Below are 13,464 nucleotides of genomic sequence, written 5' to 3' on the forward strand. Positions count from 1 at the left end.
ATTAGGGCCGTATTCAGGCGTTTTTCCCCTGACGGCCCCCTGAAGCCAACAAAATTGGTTACTCGGTTCACACATAAAAACGGGTCATCTATGGCGTAAGAACAACAGTCGTCAAAAAGTCCGCGTCCCCAGCCTCGTAATTCTACGATTGGTCATTGATATTATTGAAGAAAATAATGTCTGCTTGTTGCGTACAAATAGATAAAGTATGCCTATCATTTCGTTGCGACTGAGACGGCATTGCATTCATATATGGTTGCCTGCGCTCACCAGCCCCAAAAAAACGCATCGCGCCACTGGGCGGGATGCGCACAGGCGGGCGATGCGTTCGGGCCGTGATTGGACGCCGCGCCGTCAGCGGGCGGGCCTTTGCAGCCCCAGATGGCCGCGCAGCGTGCTGTGTTCATACTCCGTGCGGAACAGCCCCCGCCGCTGCAGGACGGGTACGACCTGATCGACGAAGTCGTCGATGCCCCCGGGCAACGCGGGCGGCATCAAGTTGAAGCCGTCCGCTCCCTCGTTCCTGAACCAGGTTTCCATCTGATCCGCGATCCGCTCGGGCGTGCCCACCATCGTGCAGTGGCCCCCGCCAGCGGCCAGTCGCCCGAGCAACTGGCGCACGGTGGGCTGTTCGGTCTCGATGATTCGAAGAATGGTCGCGTACCGGCCCTTCGGTCCCTTGAAATCGGACAGGGAAGGAAGCGCCGGTACCGGCGCGTCCAGCTCCCAGCCGCTGCAGTCCTGTAGCACGAAGGTTCCCAATTGCCGCAGTGACGCGTCACTGGGCAGCAGCTCATCAAGTTCGCGTTGCTTGGCGCGGGCTTCGGCGTCGGTCGACCCAACGTAGGTGACCAGACCCGGCATGATCGGGACGAAGGCGTCGCGGCCCGCGGCGCGCACGCGTTGCTTGATGTCGCGGTAATAGGCTTGCGCGGCGGGCAGGTCGTACGCCACGGCATAAATGGCTTCGGCGCGCCGGGCGGCCAGGTCGCGGCCTTGGTCGGAAGCGCCCGCCTGGAACAGGACGGGATGCCCCTGGGGCGGGCGCGGGACGGTCAGTGGGCCGTCGACCAGGAAATGGTCGCCATGGTGATGGATCGGGTGGATGCGCTCGGGCACGCCATAGACGCCGTCGCGGTTGACGGCCAGGGCCTCGTCTTCCCAGGAGTCGAACAGGCGCAGCGCGACGTCCACGAACTCTTCGGCGCGGGCGTAGCGCCAGTCGTGCCCCGGCATGGCCTCGTAGCCATGGTTGCGGGCTTCGGCGTCGAACATGGAGGTCACCACGTTCCAGCCCATGCGGCCGCCCGAAATGTGGTCCAGCGACGCAACCATGCGGGCGGCGTGGAAGGGCGTGAAGAAGGTGCTGGAAACCGTGCTGATCAGGCCGATGCGGGTGGTGGCCCGCGCAATCGCGGCCATGGCGGTCAGTGGTTCCAGGTACCAGCGCGGGCCGTCGCCGATGTTGTCGGTGGATTGGCCGTCGGCGAAGAAGATCGCGTCCAGCTTGCCACGTTCGGCGGTGCGGGCCAGTGCCTCGTAATAGCGGATGTCGCCCAGTCGCTCCGCGGCCGAATCCGGGTGGCGCCAGGCCGCGCGATGGTGGCCGCAGCCGAAGATGAACAGGTTCAGGTGCAGCATGGCGCTCAGTTCTTGACGAGGCCGCCGTCCACGACCAGGTTCTGGCCGGTGACGCTGCGCGACCACGGGCTGGCGAAGAACAGCACGGCGTCGGCGAATTGCTCGGGCGTGGTGACGGTGCGCAGCGGCGTGCTGGCGGCGATCAGGTCAAACACGGCCCCGGGCGTGGCCGCCGACGCGTCGGTCGTGCGCAGCAAGCCGCCCGACACCATGTTGACGGTAATGCCGTGCGGACCGAGGTCATGCGACAGCGTCCGGGTGAACGACAGCAGCGCGGCTTTGGCGGCCGTGTAGTCGTGGTAGGGCACGACCGGGTTCTGGACCAGGTTGGTGCCGATATTGATGATGCGGCCGAGGCCGGCGCCGCGCATGCCGGGCAGGGTGGCCTGCACGGTGTTCAGCGCGCCGCGCACGCAGCCTTCGATCTGGTGGTTCAGATCGTCCCAGGTCAGCGTATCGGCGTGCGGGCGGGCGTCGCCATTGAACTGGAAAGCGGGCAGGGCGTTGTTCACGACGGTCGTGACCGGCATGCCGAAATGGCTTTGCGCCTGTGCGACCATGGCCTGAACTGCCTGCGCGTCGCGCACGTCGGCGGCAACGGCCAGCGCGCGGTCCGGCGCGGTGGCCGCCAGCGCCTGGGCGGCATCGGCGCTATTCAAATAGTTGATGACCACGCGCGCGCCTTCGCGAAGAAAGGCGCGGACGATGTGCGCGCCCAGGCCTCGGGCGCCGCCCGTGACAAGAATCAGTTGTTCGTTCAGGGCGGGGGCGGAGTGTGCAGGTGACATGGTGAGGCTCGTCGATTCCATCGGCAGGCACGCAAAACCGGTGCCGCAATCGGGCGAACTTAGCATGAATCAATGCGCCGTTGACATTGTCTCTTTGCTCTCCTAACCTTGCGGCAATTCCTGGGGGAGCCCTGTTTCGGGCTGAGATTCCGCGTCGTCGCGGTAACCCTTTGAACCTGATCCGGGTAATGCCGGCGAAGGGAAGGACATCGCACGACTCGCGCGCCCTCCCTAGACTTTCATCCATCTTGCGGCCCCCCGGCATCCGGGCGGGCCGCCCTGTTGCGCGCCCGGCTTGCCGCCGGTAGCGGGAGGGCCGTTCCGCATGTTGACCCAATCCACCGCCTTGATGTGGCTGTTGCTGTTTTCTGGCGGCTTCGCGCTGGCCAGCGTGCTCTACACACGGCGCAAGCGCGGCACCCTGGAAGACTACATCGTGGCCCGCAACAGTCAGGGCGCGTTCGGCACGATCCTGACGCTGATGGCATCCACGCTGGGGGCATGGATCCTGTTCTCGCCGGCGCAGGCGGCCACGTGGGGTGGCCTGGCGGCGGTGATCGGCTATGCGCTCGGTTCGATGTCCCCGCGTCTGGTGATGATTCCGCTTGGCCGGCGCATGCGGGAACTGATCCCGCACGGACACACGCTGACCGAATTCCTGATGGCGCGCTACGGACGGCCGATGTACGGGCTGGCGCTCTTCATCATGTTGTTCTACCTGTTCATCGCCTTATCGGCCGAAGTTACCGCGATTGCCAAACTGGTCACCATGCTGGCCCCGGTGCCGCTGTGGGCCACCGCCGCCATCGTGATGGGCACGACGCTGCTGTACACCACCTACGGCGGCCTGCGTTCGTCGATTTTCACGGATCAGGTGCAGATGATGGTCATCGTGCCCTTGCTGGTGGTCCTGTGCGTGGTGGGCTGGCAGGCCGCGGGCGGTGCGCTGCCCACGATCGAGGCGCTGCAGGCCAAGGCACCGCAGTTGCTGGACGTGACGGATCCGGGCGGCGTGAAAGCGGGCCTGACCTTCTTCGTGGCGATCCTGCTGACCGGCATCTTCCACCAGGGCAACTGGCAGCGCATCTATGCGGCGAAAGACGCGCGTTCGATGCGCAACGGCTTCTTGTTGGGCGGCATCCTGGCTGCGCCGTTCATCTTCCTGATGGGCTTGTTCGGCCTGGCCTTCGTGGGTCTGGCGCCGGCGGGCGACAGTTCGATCGCGCTGTTCAGCGTCATCATGCCGCACGCGCCCGCGTGGTTCGTGATCGCGCTGATCCCTTTGGGCTTGTCGCTGGTGATGAGCACGGCCGACACGGCAATCAGCGCCGTTTCCAGCATCGTCGCGGTCGACATGCGCCGCCTGATGCCCAACGCCGACGGCATGGACATGAAACGGCTGGCCCGCTGGGCGGTCCTGCTGCTGGCCATCCCGGTCATGATCGTGGCGTCGCAGGGTTACAGCGTGCTGTACCTGTTCCTCTTGGCCGACCTGCTGTGCTCGGCGGCTGCTTTTCCCGTGTTCTACGGTTTGTTCAGCCGCAAGCATGACGGCCTGACGGCGACCACCGCGACCATCACCGGGCTGGCGGCGGGCCTGTTCTTCTTCCCGGCGCCGGGCGACAAGCCTACCTTCCTGTTGGAATCGTTCTTGCTGGCGGCATTTGTTCCGGTGGTCACGACGGTGCTGATGCGCCTCGCGCGGCGCGGCCGCCAGGAATTCGATTTTGCGACGTTGAGCGCGGCCGTGCGCAGGCTGGATCGCGACGCGGTGTAAGGAGCGTGATGCGCAAAATACGGGTCTTGATCGAATTATTAATCGAGTATTTCGAACCGGCTCCGTATTTTCACGGGGGCTCGCTGGAGTACTCAGGTTCGAAGATTATCTAAGCGGAGCAGCGCGGCGTATGACTTTGCGTAAATCGATTGATTTGGGTGGGTGTCATATGGCGCGACATCGTTCAGCTGTGCGATGAATCACTAAAGGCGTTGACACTGGCCGCTCCGTTTGGGGGGGGGGCGATTGAAACATCTAGCAATGGCGTTAATGTTTTTTCACGCCGAGAAATGCAGTGATCAACCATACCTCTGGCCATGCTTGCATGGTAATTGTTGCTACTTCTGGCCATTGTCATAAATGACAAAGATTACGAAACATTTTATTTCTTAATCTCGTGTCTCGCCGTGCGCGTCGGGAATGCAATGAAATAATAAGATACTTTCGCAATATCTTATCACTTAATTCAAAAAAAATATGTGTGTCTGCCTTATACTGGTCGTCAGATAATCTAAGTTATTGGTTGTCGAAGTGGCATCAATTCTCTTGATGGCGTCATGTAACTTTCAGGTAGGAGCTTGTCCTTGCAGCCAGGAACTCGAAGCTTTACTGCTGATCTAGCCGCCATGATGCGCGCAGCGCATGTCATGATGGACGATGAGCCAAAAATACTTGACGATAAGTTTGCTATGAAGCTGTGCGGCATTCCAGATTCCGCTACGTTTCATACCGCCATGGCCGGCATGGAGCAGAATCTTTCTTCGAAATTTCCGAATCTTCCCGTCAAGACAATCCTGGAAGCCGTTCGATCAGGGATTATCGTGCGAAGCAGAATAGCGGAGCAGCGGCTGATCGAGGCAATCGAACGAGGCATATCCCAATACGTCATCCTGGGCGCCGGCCTTGACTCTTCCGCGTATCGTCTGGCCGAAGTTGCAAATAAATTGCATGTCTTCGAGGTTGACTTCCCGGCAACGCAGCAGTGGAAGCTCGCACGGCTCAAGGACGTCGATCCGCAGCTATTGAATCTGGCGACTTTCGTGTCGGTTGATTTCGAGAAGGAATCCCTTTTCGAAAGGCTGACGCAAAATGGATTCGATCCTGCGAAGCCGACATTCTTCTCATGGCTGGGTGTGGTGTGGTACCTCAGTGACGAAGCCATATTCACAACGCTTGAAAATATAACGTCGCTTGAATGTGATAGCGAAGTCGTATTCGAGTACCCGGTTACTACAGAACTGGTATATCCCGCTGATCGCCAGGTGATGGAAATGTTGACGCAGACGGGGGCGGAAAGAGGCGAGCCGTTTAGGGCGGGCTTTGATCCTGTAGATTTGACGCGCCGTGTCAAGGGGCTGGGGTTTGACACTGTCGAAGATCTTTCTCCGGCACGCATGCAGGAACTCTATTTCGAGAATCGTGCAGATAACCTGCGGATGCCGGGCATCGGCCATTTCATGAGCGCCCGCCGTACCTGCGCCAGATAGCATTAAAAAATACAGAGATTTGACGTGGTATTGGCCTCATGCGCCAAGCCATGTGATTTTGTTGTGGCCGACGTAAATATATGGCTTTGACAATGTAAGCAAGAAACTTGATGGCATGCATGGATTCTTAGGTAGCACATAGGATGCGTGATGAGAGTATTGCTTTTTCAGGGGCAGGGTGCGCAATTCAAGGGGATGGGGAAAGACCTTTGGGCGTCCTACCCTCGCTTGGTCGATGCCGCCTCGGAGATTCTTGGATATTCCATCGCAGAACTCTGCCTGAGAGACCCGTATAACCAGCTGCGGCTTACGCCCTACACACAGCCGGCGCTCTATGTGGTCAATGCACTGTCTTACTATCGTTGGCACGAAGACGGGGGCACTGCGGATGCTCTGGCTGGCCATAGCCTGGGTGAATATTCGGCGTTGCTAGCGGCTGGCTGCTTCGATTTCGAGACAGGACTGCGCCTGGTTCAAAAACGCGGTGAGCTCATGGGCAAAGCCAGCGGCGGCACAATGGCCGCCGTGCTGGGAATGCGGGCCGAGGCGTTGCAGAGCTTGTTGCAAGAGAATGCCCTGGATCATGTTGACCTTGCCAACTTCAATTCACCGACCCAGTTGGTGATCGCGGGAGAGGCTGCGGCGATCCAGTCCGTGGCGACGCTTGTATCCGCGCGTGGCGCCAGGTGTGTTCCGCTGAATGTCAGTGCGCCGTTCCACTCGCGTTTCATGCGGCCGGCGCAGGAAGCCTTTGCTGCTTTCCTGCAAGACTTTACGCTGACCGATCCGAAGACGCCCGTCATTGCCAATACGACGGCACGCCCCTATGAGCCCGGCCAGGTTGCGCCGTTGCTGGCCAGGCAGATCGCCAGCCCCGTACTGTGGACCGAGAGCATTCGGTATTTGATGGGGCTGGGCGAGTTTACCTATCATGAAGTCGGCAGCGATCCCGCTCGAATAGGCGGGACGGTGCTCGGCAAATTGGTCGACGAAATTCTTCTCACTGAAACGCCTCTGCGCGAGGTCAGGGCCGCGCCGCCTCCGATTGTTGCCGTTGCCGCGGTAGAACCGGAAGAGGTATCGCCACGACCTGACAATCTGGCGCAGTCGCTCGGTAGCGCGGCGTTCAGGCGACGCCATGGCTTGAAATACGCTTATGTGGCCGGCGCGATGTACCGGGGCACCAGCTCTGTCGCTTTAGTCGTCCGCATGGGGCAGGCCGGCATGATTGGATATCTGGGGGCTGGCGGATTGAGTCTGCCGGAGACCGAGACGGCGATCCAGGCAATACAGTCCCAATTGCAGGCGCACGAGGCCTACGGCTTGAACTTGCTGGCGGCTCATGATGATCCGGCCTTCGAACGAGCCACGGCCGAGCTATACCTGAAGTATGGCGTGACGCGCATCGAGGCAGCGGCATTCATGCAAATGACGCCGGCGCTCGTGCTGTTTCGCCTTCGTGGGATGTACCGGGATACCGACGGTAAGGCGCGGTGCAGGCACCATGTGCTGGCCAAAGTCTCGCGGCTGGAGGTGGCCGAGGCGTTCATGAGTCCGGCCCCGGTTCACCTTGTCGATGCGCTGCTGCAAGAGAAGGCGATTACCGCGGAACAGGCGGAGATGGCCGCTGAGCTTCCCATGAGTCACGATATTTGCGCGGAGGCCGATTCGGGCGGTCATACCGATGGCCACATTCCAACCATTTTATTGCCGGCGATGCGGCAATTGGGCCGGATGCTGAGCGAGCGATATGCGTACGAGGAACCTTTGTGCGTAGGGCTGGGCGGTGGCATCGGCACGCCGGCGTCGGCGGCCGCGGCCTTTGCCATGGGCGCGGATTTTATTCTGACCGGCTCTATCAACCAATGCACGGTGGAATCGGGCGCTACCGAGACCGTGAAGACCTTGTTGCAGCAGGCGGGCATTCACGACATGGCTTATGCCCCCGCTGGGGATATGTTCGAACTGGGCGGGCGGGTGCAAGTGCTCAAGAAGGGGCTGTTGTTCCCGATGCGAGCCAACAAGCTCCATGCGCTCTACACGCATCATGAAAGCCTGGAGGACATCCCGGCGGCGATTCGCACGCAATTGGAACGCCGGTACTTCAAGCGCAGTCTGGCCGATGTGTGGGAAGAGACACTGCAGCATATGCGGGCGAGCGGGCGTCTGAACGACATCGCTCAGGCGCAGGCCAATCCGAAGATTCGCATGGCGCGGGTGTTCCGATGGTATTTCGCCTACGCGACGCGCTTGGCGTTTGGTGGCTCGCCGGAGGATCTGGTCAATTACCAGGTCCAATGCGGCCCGGCGCTTGGTGCGTTCAATCAATGGGTTAAAGGCACGGAGCTCGAAGCTTGGCCGAAGCGGCATGTCGAGACCATCGGCATTACGCTGATGCAGGCGACGGCGCAATATCTGCGTGACGGCATACTTGGCATGCAGAGATAGGCCATGCCGTTCTTTTATCGGGTCTCGCCCCTGAAACCCTGCTTTTTGCAGGCGAATTTTCGCAACTTGTGAATCAATACCATCCGGCATCCTGGAAGCCACAGCCTGAAGCATCTGCTGCCGGATCAACGCACTCCCCCGATCAATGCAGCGTCGATTCTGCCTCCTTTGCGTGGCGAGGCGGAGCATTGTTTTGCTCAGAGTCATCAAGCCCGATCTGAGCCTGTCTACTGAACTGCGTTAGTCCGTATAAGGAAATCCTTGTGCTTGACGTGATTAATAGCCTTGCTGATGGATTTGTCGCCGTCCCGGTCATCGAAGCATGCCGCAGGCACGATGTGTTTTCGCTGTTAGCCCATCGTTCTGATTTGAGCGCAGAAGAATTGGTCGCTGAAACGGGAGCAAACAGTGGTCATCTGAGGGTCGCTTTGCGGCTGCTGGTGGAGTTGGGGTGGCTCGAGCAAAGATCGGCGGACAGATACGCGTTAGCGCCGGCAGCCGATGCGGTCAAGCAGATGCCGGCAAATACGGATGCCCTGATCGGTCTGCGGGTCCCGGATGCCCTGCGTGAGTCGACTGCGGCCACGCTGCAGGACTGGCTGGATATCTCCATTGCTGGATGGAAGGGCGTTGGACCGCAGCTTGCCGGGATGCTGGATGGTGCGTTGCTGTCGCCGCTGCTGGTCGAGATCCATCGCTTGGGCGGGGCCCCGGTGGTGGAAGAGGCCATTCAACCGGATGCCGTGTCGGCTGCGAGCCTGGCCGCCCTGCATCGCTATTTCGAGCAGCGTCGGTGGGGCAGCACCCAAGGCGCACGGTTCGCGCTCAATGGCGCTGGCCGTTATCTCGTCGAAAGTGGCGGGGCGCTCGGTACGGTGGTCTCCTATCGACCGATGATGTGTGGTCTTGAGGCGGTCTTGTTCGGGCGTGTTGGCGACATCTTTCGCCGTGATGGGCAGGGCCATGAAAGGCATGTCGAGCGCGAACTCAACGTGACCGGCAGCGGGTCTCAGCACAAGATTTACTTCGAGGCGCTCGGCCAGCTCATCACGCAGGTATTCGACAGCGAGCCGATCGCGACGCAACCCCGCTACATCTGCGATATGGGATGCGGCGACGGATCACTGCTGCGCCATGTCTACGAAGCCATCCAAAGCCAGACGCGACGCGGCCAGGCGCTGGACCGCTACCCCTTGCAACTGATCGGCGCGGACTTCAACGAGCGGGCGCTGGAAGCGACGTCGCGGACGCTGGCCGGCTTGCCGCATCTTCTGGTGGCCGGGGATATCGGCGATCCGAAAAGCCTGATCAGGGCCTTGGAGGCGCGCGGCATCGCCGATCCGGAAAACATCCTGCATATTCGATCTTTCCTGGATCATGACCGGAATCCGCAGCCGCCGAACAACGAAGCGGCCGTTGCCAGGAAACGCGGCCTACCGCTGACGGGCGTGTATGTCGGGCGCGATGGCGAGCAGATCGAACCTGCCATCGCCCTGCAGAGCCTGGTGGAACATTTGGGGCTATGGCGCGAAGCCGTGTCCAAGTATGGCCTGGCCATGCTGGAGGTGCATTGTCTGAAGCCGGCAACGGTGCGGACACTACGGGATCGGACCGGCGCGTTGCACTTCGATGCCTACCATGCCTTCTCGGGACAGCAGTTGTTCGAGGCGCCGATGTTTCTGATGGCGGCAGCGGAAGCGGGGCTATTTCCCGACCGTGCTGCTTTCCGACATTTTCCGCAGGCAGCGCCGTTCACCCGCATTACTTTGAACAGGCTTGTCGCGCGGCGCTACCGGATGCGGCATCCGTCCGAGTGCGACGTAAAGCGGCTGCGAGAGCTGGATATCGCTTGCTGGCCGGAAAATCTGGCCGCACCCGAAACGGAACTGCGTCGACGCATCACTGAATTTCCGCTCGGGCAGATCGTGGTCGAACAAGACAATCGGGTGATTGGCGCTCTGTATTCTCAGCGGATAGACAGTATTGAGCAGTTGCTGAATACGCCCTACGCAAGGTTCGGCAGCATCCATAATCCTGACGGTGCGGTTGGGCATTTGCTGGGTCTTTGCGTTGCGCCGGACATGCAGGGTACGGGCTTGGCCGATGACATTCTCGACTTCGCATTCGCCTACTTTTCCACCTGCGAGGGTTTTGAAAAACTCGTCGGTGTCAGCCGTTGCCAAAACTACGCGCGAGCGGGCATCGTGCCGATGGAGCAGTACATCCGGCAGCGGGATCAAGCCGGTCGTCTGATTGAGCCGGTGCTGTGCTTCCATGAAGCGCACGGTGCAAAGATCCGTCAGGTCGTAACCGGGTTCCGTCCGGAAGACACGGCCAATGGGGCAGCGGGTGTTCTGATCGAATATCCCAATGTCCGAAATGCCGCGACGGAAGTACCGAAAAAACCCAAGACGCCCGAGATGCCGTCGGTTGGGATAGTGGTCGGGCGCCAAGTCCGAGAGACGGTTGAGCAGGTGTTGGGATCGGCACGGGCAGGGGCTTATCAGGACGACGCGCCGTGGATGGCGATGGGCCTGACGTCGCTCGACCTGCTGGATCTGCGGCATCGGCTCAATGAACGGTTTGGGATTGCGTTCGACTCAACCATTTTCTTTCAATACGGAACGCCCGCGTTGCTCACCGAGCATCTCGAAGCGCAGCCCGCGCTCGTGCAGCCCGCGCTCGTGCAGCCCGCGCTCGTGCAGGCCACGCCGGCACCGGCGCCAATCGTGCCGGAATCCGTCTCCGAGTTCGCACGCGATCCATTCAAGCCTCTCGCGAAGAACGACGGCGCGGCAGCGTTGGTCAAGCGCCAGGTCCGTGAAATGGTTGAGCAAGTGCTCGGAACCTCTCGGGCAGAGGCCTATCAGGAAGAGGCGCCATGGATGGCCATGGGACTGACGTCGCTGGATTTGCTGGATCTGCGCCATCGGCTCAATGAGCGGTTCGGGCTTGAATTTGATTCAACCATTTTCTTTCAATACGGCACCCCTGCGTCGATCATCGAGCATCTGGAGCCGCAAGTCCGATTGGAAACTGACGGCGCCTTCGTTGACGAGGGAAAGTCTGGCGGGCTGGTCGCCGATTCAATGGGTTCAAGTGAAGAAGGCGAGCGTCGGCACGCGCAAGCGGATCAACGGATTGCCGTCATCGGATTAAGCTGCAGGTTCCCGGGCGGGGCAAATACTCCCGAACAGTTCTGGGAGCTGCTGAAGGGCGGGGTGGATGCTGTTGAAGGGCGTCCGGGTGCCGCAGCCGACCGGCCGCGCGCGCCGAGGGATCCATTGGCCGACCGCGTGGGCAAGTCCGGTGGATTCCTGACCGATATCGATCAGTTCGATGCGTCGTTCTTCCGAGTCTCTCCGAGGGAAGCGGAGCTGATGGACCCCCAACAGCGCTTCCTGTTGGAAGCGGTGTGGGCGGCATTGGAGGAAGCCGGCCTCTCTGCGGCGCGGATGGCAGGTTCAGACACCGGCGTATTCATCGGTGTGATGGGCCATGACTACGAACTGCTGCTTCGCCAGCAGGTGGGCGGCCACGACCGGGATCCACATTTCGCCACGGGTAATGCAGCCGCGATCACGGCGGGTCGCATTGCCTATTATTTCGATTGGCACGGACCCACGCTGTCGGTGGATACGGCCTGCAGTTCCTCGTTGGTGGCCACGCACCTGGCCTGCGAAAGCCTGCGAGCGGGGGAGTGCGGCGTCGCCGTTGCGGGCGGTGTCAACCTTTTGCTCAATGCGGAGACTTTTGCGGCGTTCGGCAACGCCGGGATGTTGTCTGCGGATGGTCGGTGCAAGACATTCGACGCCGCTGCGAACGGCTATGTCCGGGGCGAAGGCTGCGGCGTGCTGGTGCTCAAGCGCTTGGCAGATGCCGAGCGGGACGGCGATCCGATATGGGCGATCATTCGGGGCAGCGCGATCAATCAGGACGGCGCCAGTGCAGGTCTGACGGCGCCGAATCAGAAGGCGCAGCAGGCCGTCATCGAGGCGGCAATCAAACGAAGCGGAGTCGCGCCGCACCACGTCAAATACCTGGAAGCACATGGAACGGGAACGAAACTGGGCGACCCGATCGAGGTGCATGCCGCGGCGGCGGCCCTGGGGGCGGGTCGCGATGACAATCAGCCTCTGCTGCTGGGGTCCGTCAAGACCAATATCGGGCATCTGGAAACCGCGGCAGGCGTTGCGGGACTGATCAAGGTCATCCTGTCGATGCGACATGGTTTGATCCCGAGGCACCTGCATTTCAAGACGCCTAATCCGCATGTGGCCTGGGATCGCTTGCCGGTCCGGGTGGCAGCCGAGGCGCAGCCTTGGCCGGGCGGCCGAATGGTGGCTGGAGTCAGCAGTTTTGGTTTTAGCGGGACGAACGCCCATGTCGTCCTTGAGGCCCATCAGACGCAAGTGACTGCGCGCGCTGAGGTGCCGGCGGGGCGGGCGGTGCTGGTGGTGCTGGTGGTGCTCTCGGCGAGAGACGACGCGCGCCTGCGTGCGCAAGTGGAACAGCTCCAGGCGTATGTGCGGACCCATGAGGTCAGCTTGGAGGATCTTGCATACACGCTGCAGGTGGGGCGCGACGCGATGGAGCATCGCTTGGCGCTGACGGCCGGCTCGATCGATGAACTCGTGAACAAGTTGGCACAGTTCCTGGCTGGAAATGGGGCGCTTAAAGGGATCTGGCGCGGAGAGGTGAAACGCGATCAGGGAGCGCTGAGCGTATTGGCTGCCGTCGCAAGGGAGTTGCACGAAGCGGTCAACAAGTGGGTGGCTCGGGGTGAGCTTGACACGCTCGGTGAGCTTTGGGTTCAAGGCATGGCTGTCGATTGGTCGGCGCTGTATGGTCCGTCGCGGCCTTCGCGGATGAGTCTGCCGACGTATCCGTTTGCGAAGGAACGGTATTGGGTGCCAGAGAGCGGGTCGGGTACGCAGCCCGCGCAGATGGCTGGCGCGTTGGCCGGCTTGGGTCGCGAGGCGGTGTTGCACCCGCTGGTGCATCGCAACACCTCGGACCTGAGCGGACAGCGTTACAGCACATGGTTGACGGGCGAGGAGTTCGTTCTGCGCGATCACATCGTGCTGGGTCAGCGGGTCGTCCCCGGCGTGGCGCAGCTGGAGTGGGCGCGAGCCGCGGTGAGCCTGGCGCTGGGCGGGGCGGCGGCGGTTCGCCTGGAACAGGTCAGTTGGGTGCGCCGCCTGGCGGTCGCCGAGCCGCTGGAGGTGCACATCGGGCTGGAGGTCGAGGACGATGGACGGATCGGCTACGAGATCTACAGCGGTGAAGGCGAGGCGGCGCAGGTCTACAGCCAGGGCTGGGC

General features: G+C 61.4%; 6 protein-coding genes and 1 riboswitch. Of the genes, 4 read left to right on the plus strand and 2 right to left on the minus strand.

Annotated elements, in window-relative coordinates:
* Positions 1-354: 354 nt before the first annotated feature.
* Both ACE039_RS30365 and ACE039_RS30370 read right to left on the minus strand, forming a co-directional pair.
* Entirely contained in the window at positions 355-1,641 is a 1,287-nt protein-coding gene (locus ACE039_RS30365; RefSeq protein ID WP_105559975.1) for an LLM class flavin-dependent oxidoreductase, read from the minus strand.
* Positions 1,642-1,646: 5 nt separating this feature from the next.
* Positions 1,647-2,429, minus strand: coding sequence for a 3-oxoacyl-ACP reductase (locus tag ACE039_RS30370; RefSeq protein WP_485824198.1), 783 nt, complete (start codon positions 2,427-2,429; stop codon positions 1,647-1,649).
* Positions 2,430-2,541: 112 nt separating this feature from the next.
* Positions 2,542-2,649, plus strand: a riboswitch (TPP riboswitch).
* Positions 2,650-2,754: 105 nt separating this feature from the next.
* On the opposite strand from ACE039_RS30370, the gene ACE039_RS30375 reads away from it, so the two are divergent.
* The 4 genes from ACE039_RS30375 to ACE039_RS30390 all read left to right on the plus strand — a co-directional run.
* Entirely contained in the window at positions 2,755-4,206 is a 1,452-nt protein-coding gene (locus ACE039_RS30375; RefSeq protein WP_485824199.1) for a sodium:solute symporter family protein, read from the plus strand.
* 584 nt (positions 4,207-4,790) lie between these two features.
* Complete coding sequence (locus ACE039_RS30380; RefSeq protein WP_485824200.1) at positions 4,791-5,693, plus strand: class I SAM-dependent methyltransferase; 903 nt, start codon at positions 4,791-4,793, stop codon at positions 5,691-5,693.
* A gap of 150 nt (positions 5,694-5,843) precedes the next feature.
* Entirely contained in the window at positions 5,844-8,141 is a 2,298-nt protein-coding gene (gene fabD / locus ACE039_RS30385; RefSeq protein WP_485824201.1) for an ACP S-malonyltransferase, read from the plus strand.
* A 263-nt stretch (positions 8,142-8,404) separates the two neighbouring features.
* The coding region (locus ACE039_RS30390) for a GNAT family N-acetyltransferase (RefSeq protein ID WP_485824202.1) at positions 8,405-13,464 on the plus strand (5,060 nt) is incomplete at its 3' end.

The organism is Achromobacter maghribensis (assembly GCF_057334215.1).

What these genes read in the sequence shown, in the direction of transcription:
- ACE039_RS30365 (WP_105559975.1), bottom strand. Translation starts at nt 1,641, where the DNA reads ATGCTGCACCTGAACCTGTTCATCTTCGGCTGCGGCCACCATCGCGCG.
- ACE039_RS30370 (WP_485824198.1), bottom strand. Translation starts at nt 2,429, where the DNA reads ATGTCACCTGCACACTCCGCCCCCGCCCTGAACGAACAACTGATTCTT.
- ACE039_RS30375 (WP_485824199.1), top strand. Translation starts at nt 2,755, where the DNA reads ATGTTGACCCAATCCACCGCCTTGATGTGGCTGTTGCTGTTTTCTGGC.
- fabD (WP_485824201.1), top strand. Translation starts at nt 5,844, where the DNA reads ATGAGAGTATTGCTTTTTCAGGGGCAGGGTGCGCAATTCAAGGGGATG.